This window comes from Bdellovibrio reynosensis, from assembly GCF_022814725.1.
In the GTDB taxonomy this organism is placed as follows: Bacteria; Bdellovibrionota; Bdellovibrionia; order Bdellovibrionales; family Bdellovibrionaceae; genus Bdellovibrio; species Bdellovibrio reynosensis.
Genome location: NZ_CP093442.1, coordinates 1033297 through 1050058, shown reverse-complemented (window position 1 = coordinate 1050058; position 16762 = coordinate 1033297). Strand labels below are relative to the sequence as shown.

The window sequence follows — 16762 nt, the reverse complement described above, 5'->3', positions numbered from 1 at the left end:
ACGCGAAAAAATGCCTTCCTGGCATTTTTTGCTTTTTACGGTATAGAAGTGTCTTTTTTTTTATTTTGAATTTGCGTAGCTGAATAGCGCGATGCTGGCTGCTACTGTGGCGTTCAGTGATTCTACACCTTGAGTGGCTACGGATAACCGTTTTAATCCTTTAAGTCCGCTGAAACCAGGGCCTTCTTCGCCGATGGCGAGTCTTACGTTCTTTGGCCATTTGAAAGTTGCTACGTTTTCGCCTTTCATATCAAGTGCGAAAACTTCTTCGTTACCTGCTACGAAGTCTGCGAATTTTCCGACTTTGAATAATGGCAACTTCAACAAAGCTCCCGCTGAAGACTTGATCGCCTTTGGATGAAACGGATTGCAGCTTTCTTCGGTCAGAATCATTTTTGATGCGCCAAAAGCCAAAGCGGATCTTGCGAGTGCTCCAAGATTAGAAGGATCACCAAGCGGGGATACCACTTCTAAACCTTTTGCTGCAGTTTCAGTTAACGGAGCAATCTCTTTTGGTTCTAACACCAATAGATTAAAGTGAGTGCCAACCACATCAACTTCATTGAACAATGCTTTAGGTAATTTAAAAACAGGAATGCGCTGGCCACGCAAAGAAGGTGCTGTCATCGTTAATGACTTTAACTCTTCATGAACGATTTCGCCTTTTACTTTAAATGATGGGTTTTCTAAAAACTCAGCGATCAGCTTTTCACCCATTAAAATAAATTCGTTATGTTTTTTAATTCCGCGGGCGCTAGAAAGATCCATCCAGCGTCTGAAGTGGTCATTGGTTTTAGAGCTAATATCAATCACAACAACCTCGCTTATTTGTACTGAGCCCAACGGCGTTTTTCATCGCTAGATAACTCGTCCATCAATAACTCTTCACCTTCATCATGATCTGGTAAAGGCATGTGTTTGATTTTTTCGTAAACTACCAAACGGCGTTCGTGAGGAGTGTTAGGTAGTGAATAAGCTACGTCTTGAACAAGCTTATAGTACTCGCCCCATTTAGATTTCGCGGCTTCAATTTCAGGTCCCACGCCGGGGCCTTTCATGAAGTAAACGCGACCACCCAGTTGCAAACAGCTCATGACGTTATTCAAAGTATTGCCAATATCTTCAACCGCGCGAGTGATAGCGCCGTTCACAGGATAAACGCAGTCGCGATTGATGTTGCGACCAAGGATATCTAAATTTTCAAGACCCATTTCCGAACGCACGTGTTTTAAAAACTCCACGCGACGTTGCACGCCTTCACCAAGAAGGACTTTTTCTTTCGGGAACATGATTTTTAAAGGAATACCCGGAAAGCCCGGGCCTGTGCCGACATCAAGTAAAGGAAACTTAAGATCCGTGTACTTCATGATGATAATGCTATCGATAAAGTGTTTGATCGCAATATCACGCAGCTTTAACAAGCGAGTGAAGTTTTCTTTTTCCTGATTTTGCATAAGCAAACGGTAAAAATGCGCCAACTGCTTACGTTGTTCGTGGCTAACTAGGTCAAAACCGTGATTGCGAAAGACATCGGCCAAGCGATCATTGGCCTCATTCAGCTCATAAATAACTTCAGGCTTTTTATGGCGACCCATGTTCGAAGTGGGTGCTGCGGACCCGCGAGCTTCTTGACGGGCTTTATAGGGGCTATAATTGGTTTTATTCTTATGTGCCATAGGGGTCCTGCACGATAGGTGGAAAGGCCCAGAACCTCAAGTGTTTTCTGCGCCGTGTGTAAAAGCTAAATGCTTGAAAATACGAGCCTCTGAGGTGATTATGGGTACCTATGTCGACGACCAAACTTGATTCAATTAAAGATGCGGCTTTGGCAGCCTTTAAGGCAGCGCCAAGCTCAAAAGACCTCTATGACCTGAAAGTTCAGTATCTCGGTAAAAGCGGCCAGCTGACTGAGATTATGAAAGAAATGGCTTCTTTGCCAAAAGAGGAAAAACCTCTGTTTGGTAAAAAGGTCAACGAGGTGAAGCAACTTCTTGAGGGTGCTTACTCTGAGGCGGAAGAGGGTCTAAAGAAAAAAGAGATCTCCGCAAAAATGGCGGCTGAAGAAATCGACCTTACTTTGCCAGCGTTTTCGCAGCCTAAGGGTTCGCAACATCCAGTGCACATCGTAATCGATGAAATCTTTACGGTGATGAGCCGCCTTGGTTACAGCGTGCGCACCGGTCCTCAGATTGAAAAAGATTATTATAACTTTGAAGCTTTGAATATTCCTGCAGATCACCCAGCTCGTGATATGCAAGATACTTTCTTCATTGATAAAACCCATGTTCTAAGAACGCACACGTCGCCAATCCAAATTCATTCTTTGGAAACTGAACAGCTTCCACTAAGAGTGATCGGCACGGGTCCTGTTTTCCGTTGCGATAGCGATATTTCGCATTTGCCAAACTTCCACCAAATCGAAGCTTTGTGCGTAGATGAAAAAGTCTCTATGGCGGATCTTAAAGGCACGATTAGTTTTTTCGTGCGTGAGTTCTTTGGCCCTGGTTTAAAAACTCGTTTCCGTCCAAGCTTTTTCCCATTCACAGAGCCTTCTGCAGAAGTGGATTGCTCTTGCCCGATTTGTAAAGGCAAAGGCTGCAGTCTTTGTAAGCAATCAGGTTGGATTGAAATCGGTGGTTGCGGCTTAGTGAATCCAAAAGTTTTCCAAGCAGCAAAAATCGAATATCCAAAATGGCAAGGCTTTGCATTCGGTTTTGGTGTTGAGCGTATGGCCATCATCAAATACGGCATCGAAGACATTCGTTTATTCCCTGAAAATGACGTCAGATTCTTAAGGCAGTTTGTAAAATGAAGATCAGTTTAAAATGGCTCCATGATTATGTTGATGTGACCGAGTTCTTTCAAAAACCTGAAGAGCTTGCGGAGGCTTTGACTCGCGCAGGACTTGAGGTTGAAGAAATCACCAATCGCGCCAAAGACTTTAACAACGTCGTTGTTGGTCACATCTTAGAAAAAGATAAACACCCGAACGCGGATAAACTTTCCCTTTGCCGTGTTTCAACGGGCGACGTGGTTCATCAAATCGTTTGCGGCGCGCAAAATCACAAAGCGGGTGACCGCGTGATCGTGGCTTTGCCAGGCGCAGTTTTGCCAGGCAACTTCGCAATTAGAAAATCAGCAGTTCGCGGCGTCGATTCTGCAGGTATGCTTTGTTCGCTAAAAGAGCTGGGCTTAGCGAAAGAATCTGAAGGTATCGCGATTCTTCCTACAGACGCTCCAATCGGTAAACCTTACGCAGAATACGCAGGCTACGACGATATTACTTTTGAATTAAAAGTAACTCCAAACAGAGCAGACTGCTTAAGTCATTTCGGGCTAGCGCGCGAAGTAGCTTGTCTATTTGGCAAAGAATTAAAAGCACCAAAAGCAGAACTAAAAACTTCATCTGACTCAACGAAGTCAGCAATCGGTTTAGAAGTAAAAGCTTTCGATCTTTGCCCACGCTATACAGGTCGCTACATTAAAAATGTAAAAGTAGGGCCTTCCCCAGAATGGTTGAAGCATCGTCTAGAATCAGTAGGATTAAACTCAATCAACAACATCGTCGACGTGACAAACTACGTGATGATGGAATTGGGTCAGCCTCTTCACGCATTTGATGCGGCTTTTATTGCTGGCAACAAAGTGATCGTTGATCGCGCTGTAAACGGTGAAAAATTCATCACACTTGATGGCACTGAAAAAACACTAACGGGCGAAGAGCTAACAATCCGTGACGTTCAACATCCAGCCTGCCTAGCAGGTGTTGTGGGTGGTAAAAATTCAGGTGTATCTGATTCAACTACTACGATCTTCCTAGAGGCAGCTTATTTCCTGCCAATGAGCGCAAGAAAAACTTCTCGCCTTCATGGTATTGATACGGATTCAGCTTACAGATTTTCTCGCGGTGTAGATCCAGATGGAACTTTGCGTGGTTTAAATCGTGCGACGGCTTTAATTTTAGAAGTGGCGGGCGGCGAAGCTTATGGTGATCACCATGACTTCTATCCAAACCCAGTTAAAAAATCCCCGGTTTCAATTTCTATTCAAACTGTGACGGATCGTTTGGGTTACCAAGCTGAAGAACACAAGTTCGTTGATTTTATGAAACGCCTAGGCTGCCAAATCGAAAAAACAGGGGAGACTTACAAAATTCTTCCTCCGACTTTCCGTTTTGACCTAGAACAAGACATGGACTTAGTGGAAGAATACGCGCGCCTTAACGGTTACGAATTCATCCCTGAATCTTTGCCAGTTCTTAAAAACATGCCTTCACACCACGATAAAGCGTTCATGTTAAACCGCTCAACAAGTGAACTTTTGCGTGCGGAAGGTTACCAACAAGCCTTCAACTTTGCCTTCGTAGGCTCAAAAGGTGAAAAGCCTTTCTTGGGTCCAATGGAAGCTTTAAAAGCGGCAGGTCTAGCAAGCTCTGAAAAAGAAATCCGCATCATGAATCCATTAAACGAAGAAATGGACGTGATGAGATCCACTTTAAGTTATGGACTTTTCAAAAACCTGAACACCAACTTCCATTATGGCAACATGAACGGAAGACTTTTTGAAATCGGCGCAAGCTTTGCCGTCAAAGAAGACGGTGGTTACGGTGAATCAAGCCGCCTAGGCATGGCAGTTTGGGGTCGTACACAGAATCTTTGGAACAAATCTTTAGATTTCCCAGTGGTGTATGAACTTAAAGGAACGGTTGAAGCTTTGCTTAAAAGTCTCAACATCTCTGCTTACACGTGGGTGACTCCGGCCAATAAAGCAGAAGTTCCCGCGTTCTTGCATCAAGGTCAGTACGCGCAACTTTTAGTTGAAGGTAAAAAAGTAGGTTTCATCGGAACTCTTCATCCAGTCCTGCTTGATGATAATAAGATCCGTGTTCCTGCGGCTTTAGCAGAGTTTGACTTAGAATTACTTTATAAAGGTCAACCTCGCCCGTACCGCATTTCAAGTGTTTCAAAATTCCCAGTGGTAGAGCGTGACTTTGCCTTTGTGATGCCAAAGACACTTAAAGTGGGCGATGTTCTTAAAGACATCCGCAAAGCAGCGGGTGGCTTATTATTGAACGTGGATGTCTTCGATCTTTATGAAGGCGAAAAAATGGAGCCAGGCAAGAAATCCGTAGCGATTCGTTTGTGGCTTCAAGATAAGAATGGCACGCTGCAAGAAAATCAAATCAACGAGACGACAACAAAGGTTCTTGAAAGCCTCAAGAAGAACTTTGATTTGAGTGTTAGATAATAATTGTTGATTGTTTTCAGTAGCTTGTTACGATTTCTTTGTGCTTTAAATTTTTTAGGAGAAGTATTTCGCTATGGCTGGCCAGAACTTAGGTAAATCAACGGTGACTAAGGCCGATATCGTCGAGAACGTGTATCAAAAAATCGGATTCTCGAAAAAAGAAGCGTCTGAACTTGTGGAACTTGTTTTCGACTCCTTGAAGGATGTTTTGCAAAACGGTGAAAAAGTTAAGATTTCCGGTTTTGGTAACTTTGTTGTTCGTGGCAAAAACGAACGCATCGGTCGCAATCCGCAAACAGGGGAGCAGATCAAAATTTCTGCCCGCCGTGTACTTACCTTCCGTCCGTCGCAAGTGCTTAAAGCAATGCTTAATGGCGAAGAGTATGCTCACTTAACTGATGAGGATGATGATGATGACTACGATGACAATGAATGATGCCGAAGCTCTTGAGCTTGAAAGCTCGGAGCTTTCCCTAGGTGACAATCACGTCGAATTAGCTACTGAGTCTGAAGCGATGGAAGAGGGTATGCCAGTGATGGCGTCAGCTCCGATCTCGATCCCTGCCATGCTTTGTGATGATAAGCTTTTAGAAGAGATCAAAGCCATCCCAGATAAAATGGGTTTTAAAATCGGTGATGTGGCTGAAATCCTTGGCATCAAACAATACGTTCTTCGTTACTGGGAAACTGAGTTTGAAGTTCTTCGCCCGAAAAAAGCTTCTAACAATCAACGTATGTACACTCGTAAAGACGTTGAAAACGCGCTTTTGATACGTAAACTTCTTCACCGCGACCGCTTCAGTATTGAAGGCGCAAGAAACGCGATGAGAGAATTAAAAGCCCATGTCAGAAAAGAAAAAGACATGAACCAAGTTTACACACGCATTGATAATATCCATGATTCTATTGATGCTTTAGTCGGCGACATTCAAAGACTTCGCCAACTTTTCAAATAAATCCAAAGCCCGGTGTTCCCGGGCTTTTTTTTGTCTAAATTTCTTCAGCAGGACTTAGCTTTCTATTTCAACATTTTCATTCTGTGTTGACTGAAGGATTCTTTTTCCAACTTTTCTGCATTTGGGCAGGGTTTTTGGTCTGTCGTTGAAGCCCTTTTTTTTAGTCGCACAGTCATCGGGCGTGATGAAAAGGAGTTGATAATGGGCTTTAAGATTTACGAAGAAAAAGGTGTTCCTTTAGAAAAACAAATAATGAGTTGGAAAGAGATGGTCGCCGAACCCATCAGCAAAATGGATGACGATGCTTTTAGCCGTGTGCGAATCATTTTAATGAACGGCATTGAACTTGAATCTATCAAGTTTTCCCACAGCTTTGCGCGCATGAATTCTAAATATCAACTTCCTTTGGCTTTAATGCGCAGAGTGGATCATCAGCAGGCCACAAAAATTAACTGGCTCCTTGGAGCGGATCATTCTCCTTTAGAAACAACCATTGCCTATGAACAAGTGGCTATTGAAATCACGGCGGCAGTGGCGCAAAACGAACCTGATCCTTATTTAGCGCAAACCTATCGATTTGGGCTCCTTGAGGACTTCGATCATATGTATCGCTATGCCGCTTTGATGGACCGTCTAGAAGGTAAAGATGCAAATAATATTTTGCAGTCTTATACGGACATTCTTCCTGGGCGTCCAACGATTGATGAACATCGATCTCCAAGTGATGATTTACGCCATCCCTATGATAAAGAAACTGCTGCACCGATTTCTAAGATGCATGCGCTTACCATCATGGCCGCTGAACAGCAGACGTGGAACTACTACATGAATATCGGACCGTTGTTTGCAGATCCTTTAGCGCGACAACTTTACGCTGAAATTGCTTCCATCGAAGAACAGCACGTCACGCAGTATGAAAGCATCATCGACACCAAAGAAACGTGGATGGAAAAGATGCTATTGCATAAGGCTAACGAAGTTTACAACTACTATGGCTGTGTTGCTTCAGAAAAGAATGCAAGACTGAGAGCGTACTGGGAAAGATTCCTAGATTATGAATTTGGCCAATTCCACATGGTGGCAGAGTTATTTAAGGAATCCGAACGTCGGGACCCGCAGGAAATCATTCCTACAGAACTTCCAGAGCCCATTGATTTTGCAAGCCAACGCCAGTTTGTGCGCGACACTTTGAAGAACGAAGTGAATATGAGTGCCCTAGGTAAAGACTTCGTCGATCGCAGTGAAGAAAGCAATGAAACAAAAATGTACCGCCAACAGGTTCACCGCGACGGTGTGCCTTCGGAAATAGTGTCCTTAAATTATATTTGGACACCGGGTGGGGAATTAAATCATCGCGCGAATTTTGCTAAAAACTATCAAAAAGAATTTAATAGAGGAGCTTCTCTATGAAAGAAAAATTAAGTTTTGGATTAAATAAAACCGGAATGAAAGCAGCACCCTTTCTTTCTAAAGAAATGCTTTTAGAACACGAAGAATTAAATCGAGAGCCAGAAGATTCAAGTAAAGACGCGATGGATATGCGCGAAGAATATATTAAAGGCTCTGATGATGTGGGCTCAGTGCCGTTGCCTATGTCTCCGCAAGGGGTGATAAGCGCAGGCCTGCAAGTTCTTAAAGGCAATGATCCAAAAATACTTATTGATCAACTAGGCGAGCGCCTGGCTTTTGAAAGATCGGGCGTGCGCTTATATGATGCCCTTTTAACTAAGTGCATGGCCTTTGGTGAAACTGAAACAGTTGATGTGGTTAGAGACTTCAGAGAAGAAGAAGCAAGGCATTTTGATTTGATCCGCGATGCGATCGAAGACCTTGGTGGTGATTCAACAGCTGTAACTCCAGGAGCTGACGTGGCGGGCGTTTTGGGGATGGGTATTATGCAGGTTTTAACCGATCCGCGCACGACTTTACCTCAGTGTATTGAAGCCATTCTTATCGCAGAGCTTGCAGATAATGATGCGTGGAAAGTTCTTATTCAGCTTTGTGAAAAGGTAGGAATGCCTGAATTGGCAGAACAGTTTCGCGAAGCTGAGATAAATGAATCAAAACATCTCAATTTCATGCGCAGCTGGTATGAGGCTTTGATTATTAGAGATGAAAGTAAAGCTCAGGCCCATTAGTTTTTTCCGAGCGTTCCTTATGCAGTCATAAAGCGGCGGCAACGACAACATCATCTTGAGTAGCAAGTTCTAATTCACCTCCCATTCGCGTCTATTCTCAAAAAGATACGTTTGTTTTGCTTTCATGTAATGTTCAAAGTTCTGCAGCAGACCGATAAGTACTTAAGGTTCAAAAGGAACTTTTATGAACTTCATCTTTCGTATGACACTTGCAATATTTTTTAGCATCTTTAGTGCAGGCTGCACGATGGATGCTGAGCTTCTAAAAGGTGTCTCAGATCAACTTTCTGAAAGTCCCGATGATCCTACACCAACTCCAGATCCAGTATTAAAAAATACTTTCCCTATTGGTGGTGCGAAACACTACTACTCATTTCCACTTAGCATGACTTTTACAGATGACGGAAAGTTGTTTGTGACATCCTATCAAGACATGGCAATGGGTGTGCAACAATACGATATCGCGACGGGCGATTTTGTTTTCGGCTTTGGAACTTATGGTAATACCTCTAACAATCAGTTTGAAGCTCCAGAACGATTGGTAATTAGTCCCGCAGGAAAAATTCTAGTTATCGAAAGATTCCAACATAAAATCAAAGTCTTTGATATGGATGGAACCTATCTTTCGTCCATTGGCAGTGAAGGCGTAGGTCAGGGGCAATTTAAAGAGCCAACGGATGTTGTCTTTGATAAGGATGGGCGCATGTATGTGTCTGAAAGGCAGAATTGTCGAATTCAAGTGTTCAATGCAGATGGGTCCCACAACCGCTTCATTGGCTCAGGCCCTGGCGCTCTGGTCGGCCAGTTGAATGCGCCCACGGGAATTGATGTCGATGATAATCTAAACGTTTACGTGCTTGATGCCGCTAATAAGCGAGTTCAGATTTTTAAAGCCAACAACACTATTACAACTTTTGGCACTCCAGGTAATAGTCCTGGCCAATTCAATTTGCCCTATAAAGTTCGAGTCAATTCAGAAGGGGATATTTTCGTTAACGAGCGAATTCGTGGCGAGCTTATTAAGTTCTCTCCGACCGGAATTTTGATTGGTTACTACACTGGCAACCCGGCAAATCCATTTAATGATCCCTATGATTTTCAGTTTGATGAAAATGATAATGTCTATGTCGCCTCTTTGATGGGTGGAAACATTCAGATTCTTGATAAGAACGGGAATTTCATCAAGGCGTTTGAAAAGGAATCGCCATTAGGTGGCATCATGGGGTTGTTCATAGATTCCACTAATAACATCTATAGCACGCAAGGGTTTGCTCCGGGATCACCTCAGTATATTTTTAAATTTAATTCTTCAGGGCAACAGGTTGGACGCTTTTCACAGTCGGGAACAAATCCAGGTCAACTGCAGTTCGCGATAGCTTCAGTCGTGGATGCTCAAGGAAACATCTATACTTCTGATATGCTGGCTAATAAAGTTTGGAAGTACGATAAAGATGGAAACTATATCAAATTCATTGGTACGGGCGTAGCAGGAACATCCAATGGCGACTTTGGAAGTGTAGCTGGTCTATGCTTTCGTGAAGGTTTTTTGTATGCAACGGACACCCTCAACGGCAATGTACAGAAATTTGATACAGATGGTAACTTTGTCAGCGTGATTGGCGCAACTGCAGGTCCTGGCAAACTTAGTTCACCGGTAGCTTGTTATGTCGATCTTCAACACAATCTGTACGTCATTGATCAGGCAGGGAAAATCTATAAGTACGACGAAGATGAAGACTACGTGTTTGATTTTGCTCATCCTCCAAGTTACGGCATTTATGTTGATGCTACTGGAAATATATTCGCGACGGATTTGATGGGAAGCAGGGTTATCAAATACGACAGTGGTGGGAACATGCTCACGTCTTTTGGTACAGTGGGGCGCCTATTAGGAGAGATGAACGGGCCCTCAGGCATTGCCGCAGACAGTGATGGCAATTTATACGTGGCAGAGGCGTTTGGAAAGCGCATTCAAAAATTCTCACCGCTGGGAATACCGCTCACAGAATAGTATCTAACGAAAAATAGGAATAAAAAAAGCCCACCGTAAGATGGGCTTTTTTTATTCTAACCAAGTTCGGAAACCCGAAGATTCCCAAGGACTACAGGTATTAGTGCCTAACCAACTCCGGAGCTTTTTCCATCGCAAGCTCGTTTAAGCAATCAACAAAGAATTTGCAAATGATGAAAAGATGAACTTGTTCATTCGCCTCAAGCGTTGGCTCTAGATCTGGCGACATGAAAAGTTCTTCGATGATGTAGTTCATGATTTCTGGTTGGCCGTTGGCGGCGGCTTTGTCTTGAAGGTCAGCGATCACATCGTCATCGATCTTAAGCAAGTTTTGCAGTTCAGCTTCTGCTTTATTAAAGCGCTCAACAACTTCTTCTTCGTTCATTTTACGAAGAACTTTGTATTGATCTTCAAAAGATTTTTGTAAAATCAAAGCCATCATAAAGCCAAGGTCTTGCGCACCTTCGCTCATGTCTTCGATAAATTCCATTAAAAATCCACCCAGATCAGGTTGCACATCAAAAAGGTGGCTAGAAGCTTTTTCTAGATCACTTTCTTCCGCGATACCACAGATCGTGTCGATTGAATTTTGCACTGTTTGAAACGGGATTTTTTCCATGGATGAATCCTTTTTTAGGGTTCAAAGACATAACTAGAATAGCTGCCGCAGTCCCTTGAAGCAATGGATTAAGACTGGGCACCTCGGATTTAGACGGTTGCGTCTCAAATATGAATAATTGTTGTTCGGCAGAGCTAAAGCTTTTACGGATTGAAATCAAATAAGAATTTACCGCTCAACTCGTCCCAAGTGATCTTGTAAACCACGCAGTTAGGGATTGGTAAGGCTTCCTGCAGTTCCGGGCGCAGAGAGTGTAGAAAACGGCGCATGATCAAACCATGGGTGCAAAGACCCGCATTTAAAAATGACCTCTCAGAACACAAACGTTTTAAAGCATGGGAAAAACGCTCAACGGCCACCAAAGCACTTTCTGCTTTAGGGTATGTAAAACCAAAGTGCATTGGATCTAAAGAAGTCCACTTATCCCAAGATTCAATCCCAAATTTTTCATGGGCTTCTGATTGTGTCATGCCCTCAAGTTCGCCTAAAAACACTTCACGAAAATCCGCATGATATTCTAAAGGTAGACCCAATTTTTCGTTCGCAATTCCAGCCGTTTGTTGGGCGCGAATCAGGTCACTAGAAATAAATAACTCCACCGGGTTTTCTGCAAAATAAGTCTGAAGGGCCAAGGCTTGTTTGCGACCTTCCTCGTTTAAAGGAATGTCAGAATGACCCTGCATGCGGCGGTTGATATTCCAGTCAGTTTGTCCGTGGCGAAATAGGTGAATTGTCTTAAGCATATAGGGCCTATTGAATCATTTGCCAGGGGTTAAAGGAAGCTAGATTTCATAAAAAGCACCTGATATAAGTTCCCCTTATGAAATGTGGTCAGGAGCGCAAAAACATCAATATTGAGGCTTTAAACGAACGAGTTCGTAAGGCGGGGATGAAGCTGACTTCCCAGCGCACGCAGATATTAAAGACCCTTTTAAATCATCCTGAGCCTATTTCTGCTGACGAGATTTTTAAAAAATATGATGGCCGATCTGAAGCCATGGATCTTGTTACGATCTATCGCATCCTAAAGAAATTTGAAGAATCCTTGATTGTCTCACGTTTAGAGTTCGGTGATGGCGTGGCAAGATTTGAGCTGACTTTAGAATCAGGCCATCACCACCACCACGTGATCTGCCGTCAATGCCAGCGGGTAGAGCCGATTCATCTTTGTGATTTAGAAGAACACATCAAAACTGTCGAAGCGATGGGTTATAAAAGTCTGTCCCACCGCTTGGATTTTTTCGGGATTTGTTCGCGCTGCCAGTAATTAATTTTCCTTTTGCCATTTCGGAAGCTGCATCACAAACGTCGTATGGGGCGAGTCTTTTTTAAGCATCAACTGGCCACCGTGACTGCGTAAAATCCCGGCTGAAATACTTAATCCCAAGCCCGTTCCTTTACCAACTTCCTTCGTCGTAAAAAACGGCATCATGATTTGTTCTGCAATCTTAGGATCAATTCCACGCCCCGAATCGGTCACATGAATTTCAATGTTCTTTTCAAAATCTTTGACCGAGATTTTAATCCATTTGTCTTCTAAATCCTGAATCGCATCAAAAGAGTTATTTAGTAAATTCAAAAGTACTTGTTCAATCTGAATAAGACGACATTCGATTTCTAAATCAGGATCGATTTCTGATAACTCAATTTCAATTCCGTGATTGTAAAAACGCTGGCGGCAAAACTCTAAGGTTTCTTCGATGATCTGACGAATCGGTGCAAGTTCAAAAGGATCGTGAGTTCCTTCACGTGCAAAGGATCTTAGCGATTTAATGATTCTTGCGATCTTATCAGCGGTACGACTAATGCTGTCGGCGGCTTGGCGAACTTTGGCGTTATCAACTTTGCCGGAATCCACCATTTGTAAAAGCTGAAACGAACGCGCCTGAATTACGGTTAAGGGATTATTGATCTCATGGGCAATACCGCCAGACATTTCACCTAAAGCAGCCATCTTTGTGGCAGAAATAAGTTTGGCACGGGCCTCAGAAATTTGATGTTCGGTCATGACCTCTTCTGTTGAGTCCCAAGCCACGCCATACATCTGATTTTCATTAATAATTTTCCCGTAACAACGAATGTGGTGAACTTCATCGTTTTTAAGACGGATTTTATAACTAAGATAAAGATCTTTTTTCTCTGCTAATGATTCTTTGATTTTAGTTCTAGCGTTTTCTAAATCTTCGGGCGCCATGACTTTTAGTAGGGTTGCGGCAATGTTTTCGCCTTCTTTAAGCCCGTGGATCTGGTACATACGTTTATCCCACGTGACATCTGTGGAACCAACCTTCCATTCCCACATTCCCATGTTGGCAGCTGACAAAGAAAAATTTAATTTATCGATACTTTTTTGCAAGGTTTCTTCATGGGCTTTACGCTGATCGATTTCGCTTGCGACACCTAAAAATGCCGTGGCTTCCCCTTTGTCATTGCGCGAACAAACGGTGATGCGATCGCTCACCCAATGCGTGTTGCCTTCGCGATTCTTTAAACGATATTCCAAGGTCAAAGCTTCGCCATCTTTAAGGTCACGAATGCGATCCATTAAGTTCGCTAAGCCTAAAAGATCCTCTGGATGCACGGTGCGAATTTGATATTCTTTTCCCATCTTACGGATTTCATCTAAGGTGTATCCGTAGGTTGCTTGACCATAGTGATTCATCCATGAAAGCAGACCCTCGTTTAGGTCATAGATATAAATCGTGCTTGCGATGGCGTTATTGAGTTTTTCAATAAGCGCTTCTGGGGCAATGGGAGAGTTTTTATCCATAATTTCCAAATGTTACCCATAATTTGCCTGACGCGAAACAGCTAAATCTAAATAAAACCCTGACAATACACGGCGGCATAATGGTGCTAGATCTTAGCCCATCACATGAGGTGTCTATGTTTAAATCTATGATTCTATCTGCAGCTTTGTTTTTAGGTGTTGCCGCTCACGCGCAAGTACCAGTCATTAAGATCGATGGATCCAGCACAGTCTTCCCAATCACGGAAGCTATGGCTGAAGAATTTCAAACAGCACAAAAAGGAAAAGTGCGCGTTACCGTAGGTATTTCTGGTACCGGTGGTGGCTTTAAAAAATTCTGTCGTGGCGAAATTGATGTGCAAAATGCGTCTCGTCCCATTCAAACGGCAGAGCTAGAGGCTTGCCGTAAAACAAGCGTGAAATTTATCGAACTTCCGATCGCTTATGATGCAACTGCGGTTGTCGTAAATCCAAAAAACACTTGGTTAAAATCAATCACAGTGGCTGAACTTAAAAAAATGTGGGAACCAGCAGCACAAGGTAAAGTTATGACTTGGGCTGATGTGAATCCAGCATGGCCAAAAGAAAAATTAAAACTTTACGGAGCAGGTTCAGACTCTGGAACTTTTGATTACTTCACCGAAGCTGTTGTTGGTAAATCAAAATCGTCTCGTGGTGATTACACGGCAAGTGAGGATGACAATACCCTTGTAACGGGTGTTTCAACGGATCTTTATGCTTTAGGTTATGTGCCGCTAGCATATGCTGCTGAAAACAAGGCAAAACTAAAAGTGGTCCCAGTTGTTGGTGGTGATAAAGCGCCTAAAAAGGAAGCTATCATGCCCTCTCGTGAAACGGTTGAAGCTGGAACTTACTTCCCACTTTCTCGTCCGGTATTCATCTATGTCAGTGAAGCTTCTATGAAGAAAGCGGAAATTAAAGATTTCGTGAATTTCTACTTAAGCAATTGTGCGACTATCGTCCCAGAAGTTAAGTACGTTCCACTTCCAGCTAAAGCATACGAAACTGGCAAAGCGCATGTTAAAAACAACAAGCTTGGCACTGTCTTCGGTGGTCACTCTGAAGTGGGTCTTAAAATTGATCAGTTGATGAAACGCGAAGGTTCGTTGTAGTTTAATCTCGTGAGTAAAAACCAAATTAAAAAACTTTCTGAATTTACATCCGCCGACCACCCTGTTCGGCGGATGCGTCGTTTAAGAGAACGCGCTATTGAAGCCGTTCTTTTTTTAGCGGCTGCTTCCTCTGTTCTTGTGACAGTGGGAATCGTCGGTATTTTAGTGACCGAAAGCTTGCCCTTTTTCTCGCACGTTTCGATCAAAGAATTTTTGACGGGGACAGAGTGGACTCCGCTTTTTGAAAATCCTAAGTATGGGATCATGCCTTTGCTGGCTGGCACCTTCTTGTCGACTATCATCGCATTGATTGTCGCAATCCCGCTAGGCACGGTGGCTGCAGCTTTTTTAAGTGAGTATGTGGGACCGAAAGCAAGGGAAGTTCTAAAACCCATGCTTGAACTTTTAGCGGCCGTACCGACTGTGATTTACGGTTATTTTGCTTTGCTATTTGTTACGCCTCTTTTGCAAAAAGTTATTCCAGAGCTGAGCGGATTTAACGTCTTAAGTGCAGGACTAGTTATCGGTGTGATGATTGTTCCCTATGTTAGCAGTCTTAGTGAAGATGCTATGCGCTCAGTGCCAAACCATTTACGTGAAGCTTCGTTTGCAGTAGGTGCTTCGCGGATGCAGACAGCTTTTAAAGTTGTTATCCCAGCGGCTTTTTCAGGGATCACGTCAGCTTACATCTTAGGTATTTCACGGGCGTTAGGTGAAACCATGGTGGTGGCGATTGCGGCTGGTATGCAGCCTAATTTAACTTTGAATCCCACGGAACCTGCGGCAACGATCACGGCTTTTATCGTGCAAGTAAGCTTAGGCGATCTTCCCCATGGGTCCATAGGCTATCAATCGATTTATGTCGCGGGTTTAAGCCTTTTAGTTCTTACTTTATGTTTTAATATCATTGGTCTTTATCTGCGTAAGAAATTTCAGGAGAAAGAGTAGTGGATTTGTCTCAAGAAATTTCAACTCCAAAAGCCTACAGCAAACCTGCGGTGGATGATATTTTAGCGAGTATCAAAAAGCGCAAATTCTGGGATTTTGTGTTTGCGATGTTAGGTCTGCTTTCTTTGCTTTTCGCTTTAGTCACCTTGCTTGCCTTGATCGTGGATCTTGCGTCAACGGGTGTGCCTCGTATCAATGCTGCTTTCTTTACAAACTTCCCGTCGCGCTTTGCTGAAAGAGCAGGGATTTTATCAGCATGGGTGGGGTCGTTCTGTATTATGATTACGACAGCTCTATGCGCGATTCCTTTAGGGGTTGCCGCCGGAGTTTACTTAGAAGAGTATTCAAAGAAAAACTGGGTGTCCCAATTAATTGAACTTAACATCATTAATCTAGCGGGGATTCCGTCGATCACTTACGGATTAATGGCATTAGGTTTGTTCGTTTATAAATTAAAATTAGGCCAAAGTATTCTGACGGCCGGTCTGACGTTAGGCCTTCTGGTATTACCGATCATCATCGTAACAACTCGTGAGGCGATTCGTACGATTCCAAATACGATTCGCGAGGCGAGCTATGCTTTGGGTGCAAGTAAGTGGCAGACCATTCGTTATCATATCCTTCCGTATTCTTCCGGGGGGATTTTAACGGGTGTGATTATCTCTTTATCTCGCGCGATTGGTGAAACAGCCCCGCTCATTACGATTGGTGCTTTAACCTTTATTGCTTTCTTACCTACACCTCCGGTGGAAGGGCATTTCCCGTATATTAACTTTACTTGGCTTTCGGATCCTTTCACCGTAATGCCTATTCAGATGTTTAACTGGCTTTCTCGACCTCAACCAGAATTCCACGTGAATGCGGCGGCTACCGGTGTGGTTTTGTTGTTGATGACTCTAATTATGAACGGTGGGGCGATTTACTTACGTTCCCGTTTCCGTAAGAAAATGAAGTGGTAATA

16 protein-coding genes are annotated in these 16762 nt (G+C 43.3%); 11 read left to right on the top strand and 5 right to left on the bottom strand.

Features of this window, described 5'->3' with window-relative positions:
* Window positions 1-60 precede the first annotated feature (60 nt).
* Both MNR06_RS04890 and rsmG read right to left on the bottom strand, forming a co-directional pair.
* The gene (locus MNR06_RS04890) at window positions 61-813 is read right to left on the bottom strand and encodes a TrmH family RNA methyltransferase (RefSeq protein ID WP_243539368.1); all 753 of its coding nucleotides are present in this window, start codon (window positions 811-813) and stop codon (window positions 61-63) included.
* A gap of 11 nt (window positions 814-824) precedes the next feature.
* Complete coding sequence (rsmG, locus tag MNR06_RS04885; RefSeq protein WP_243539365.1) at window positions 825-1676, bottom strand: 16S rRNA (guanine(527)-N(7))-methyltransferase RsmG; 852 nt, start codon at window positions 1674-1676, stop codon at window positions 825-827.
* Between the two features lie 110 nt (window positions 1677-1786).
* Between rsmG and pheS the strand changes: the two genes are divergently transcribed.
* The 7 genes from pheS (at window position 1787) to MNR06_RS04850 (ending at window position 10352) form a co-directional block, all read left to right on the top strand.
* Window positions 1787-2812, top strand: a complete 1026-nt coding sequence (gene pheS / locus MNR06_RS04880; protein WP_243539363.1) for a phenylalanine--tRNA ligase subunit alpha — start codon at window positions 1787-1789, stop codon at window positions 2810-2812.
* Complete coding sequence (pheT, locus tag MNR06_RS04875; RefSeq protein WP_243539360.1) at window positions 2809-5247, top strand: phenylalanine--tRNA ligase subunit beta; 2439 nt, start codon at window positions 2809-2811, stop codon at window positions 5245-5247. The genes pheS and pheT overlap by 4 nt, the downstream gene beginning before the upstream one ends.
* 103 nt (window positions 5248-5350) lie before the next feature.
* The gene (locus tag MNR06_RS04870; RefSeq protein ID WP_374716831.1) at window positions 5351-5683 is read left to right on the top strand and encodes an integration host factor subunit alpha; all 333 of its coding nucleotides are present in this window, start codon (window positions 5351-5353) and stop codon (window positions 5681-5683) included.
* Complete coding sequence (locus MNR06_RS04865) at window positions 5661-6203, top strand: MerR family transcriptional regulator (protein WP_243539354.1); 543 nt, start codon at window positions 5661-5663, stop codon at window positions 6201-6203. The genes MNR06_RS04870 and MNR06_RS04865 overlap by 23 nt, the downstream gene beginning before the upstream one ends.
* 201 nt (window positions 6204-6404) lie before the next feature.
* The gene (locus MNR06_RS04860; RefSeq protein WP_243539351.1) at window positions 6405-7613 is read left to right on the top strand and encodes a hypothetical protein; all 1209 of its coding nucleotides are present in this window, start codon (window positions 6405-6407) and stop codon (window positions 7611-7613) included.
* Window positions 7610-8341, top strand: a complete 732-nt coding sequence (locus tag MNR06_RS04855; RefSeq protein WP_243539348.1) for a ferritin-like domain-containing protein — start codon at window positions 7610-7612, stop codon at window positions 8339-8341. Before MNR06_RS04860 ends, MNR06_RS04855 begins: the two co-directional genes overlap by 4 nt.
* A gap of 184 nt (window positions 8342-8525) precedes the next feature.
* A complete protein-coding gene (locus MNR06_RS04850; RefSeq protein WP_243539345.1) occupies window positions 8526-10352 on the top strand; it encodes an NHL repeat-containing protein in 1827 nt (608 codons plus the stop codon).
* A 100-nt stretch (window positions 10353-10452) separates the two neighbouring features.
* Here the strand turns inward: MNR06_RS04850 and MNR06_RS04845 are convergent, their stop codons facing one another.
* Both MNR06_RS04845 and MNR06_RS04840 read right to left on the bottom strand, forming a co-directional pair.
* Window positions 10453-10971, bottom strand: a complete 519-nt coding sequence (locus MNR06_RS04845; protein WP_243539342.1) for a hypothetical protein — start codon at window positions 10969-10971, stop codon at window positions 10453-10455.
* A gap of 143 nt (window positions 10972-11114) precedes the next feature.
* Complete coding sequence (locus MNR06_RS04840) at window positions 11115-11714, bottom strand: histidine phosphatase family protein (RefSeq protein WP_243539340.1); 600 nt, start codon at window positions 11712-11714, stop codon at window positions 11115-11117.
* 77 nt (window positions 11715-11791) lie between these two features.
* On the opposite strand from MNR06_RS04840, the gene MNR06_RS04835 reads away from it, so the two are divergent.
* Window positions 11792-12238, top strand: a complete 447-nt coding sequence (locus MNR06_RS04835) for a Fur family transcriptional regulator (protein ID WP_243539338.1) — start codon at window positions 11792-11794, stop codon at window positions 12236-12238.
* Here the strand turns inward: MNR06_RS04835 and MNR06_RS04830 are convergent, their stop codons facing one another.
* The gene (locus MNR06_RS04830; protein ID WP_243539335.1) at window positions 12239-13741 is read right to left on the bottom strand and encodes a sensor histidine kinase; all 1503 of its coding nucleotides are present in this window, start codon (window positions 13739-13741) and stop codon (window positions 12239-12241) included.
* A 116-nt stretch (window positions 13742-13857) separates the two neighbouring features.
* Here MNR06_RS04830 and MNR06_RS04825 point away from each other — a divergent pair, with 116 nt between their 5' ends.
* The 3 genes from MNR06_RS04825 (at window position 13858) to pstA (ending at window position 16760) form a co-directional block, all read left to right on the top strand.
* Window positions 13858-14853: a PstS family phosphate ABC transporter substrate-binding protein gene (locus MNR06_RS04825; protein ID WP_243539332.1), complete on the top strand. Its 996-nt coding sequence runs from the start codon at window positions 13858-13860 to the stop codon at window positions 14851-14853.
* A 72-nt stretch (window positions 14854-14925) separates the two neighbouring features.
* Entirely contained in the window at window positions 14926-15801 is an 876-nt protein-coding gene (pstC, locus tag MNR06_RS04820) for a phosphate ABC transporter permease subunit PstC (protein WP_243539330.1), read from the top strand.
* A 59-nt stretch (window positions 15802-15860) separates the two neighbouring features.
* Complete coding sequence (gene pstA, locus MNR06_RS04815; RefSeq protein ID WP_407933207.1) at window positions 15861-16760, top strand: phosphate ABC transporter permease PstA; 900 nt, start codon at window positions 15861-15863, stop codon at window positions 16758-16760.
* Window positions 16761-16762 lie beyond the last annotated feature (2 nt).

What these genes read in the sequence shown, in the direction of transcription:
- rsmG (WP_243539365.1), bottom strand. Translation starts at nt 1,676, where the DNA reads ATGGCACATAAGAATAAAACCAATTATAGCCCCTATAAAGCCCGTCAA.
- pheS (WP_243539363.1), top strand. Translation starts at nt 1,787, where the DNA reads ATGTCGACGACCAAACTTGATTCAATTAAAGATGCGGCTTTGGCAGCC.
- pheT (WP_243539360.1), top strand. Translation starts at nt 2,809, where the DNA reads ATGAAGATCAGTTTAAAATGGCTCCATGATTATGTTGATGTGACCGAG.
- MNR06_RS04865 (WP_243539354.1), top strand. Translation starts at nt 5,661, where the DNA reads ATGACTACGATGACAATGAATGATGCCGAAGCTCTTGAGCTTGAAAGC.
- MNR06_RS04860 (WP_243539351.1), top strand. Translation starts at nt 6,405, where the DNA reads ATGGGCTTTAAGATTTACGAAGAAAAAGGTGTTCCTTTAGAAAAACAA.
- MNR06_RS04855 (WP_243539348.1), top strand. Translation starts at nt 7,610, where the DNA reads ATGAAAGAAAAATTAAGTTTTGGATTAAATAAAACCGGAATGAAAGCA.
- MNR06_RS04850 (WP_243539345.1), top strand. Translation starts at nt 8,526, where the DNA reads ATGAACTTCATCTTTCGTATGACACTTGCAATATTTTTTAGCATCTTT.
- MNR06_RS04845 (WP_243539342.1), bottom strand. Translation starts at nt 10,971, where the DNA reads ATGGAAAAAATCCCGTTTCAAACAGTGCAAAATTCAATCGACACGATC.
- MNR06_RS04840 (WP_243539340.1), bottom strand. Translation starts at nt 11,714, where the DNA reads ATGCTTAAGACAATTCACCTATTTCGCCACGGACAAACTGACTGGAAT.
- MNR06_RS04835 (WP_243539338.1), top strand. Translation starts at nt 11,792, where the DNA reads ATGAAATGTGGTCAGGAGCGCAAAAACATCAATATTGAGGCTTTAAAC.
- MNR06_RS04830 (WP_243539335.1), bottom strand. Translation starts at nt 13,741, where the DNA reads ATGGATAAAAACTCTCCCATTGCCCCAGAAGCGCTTATTGAAAAACTC.
- MNR06_RS04825 (WP_243539332.1), top strand. Translation starts at nt 13,858, where the DNA reads ATGTTTAAATCTATGATTCTATCTGCAGCTTTGTTTTTAGGTGTTGCC.
- pstC (WP_243539330.1), top strand. Translation starts at nt 14,926, where the DNA reads ATGCGTCGTTTAAGAGAACGCGCTATTGAAGCCGTTCTTTTTTTAGCG.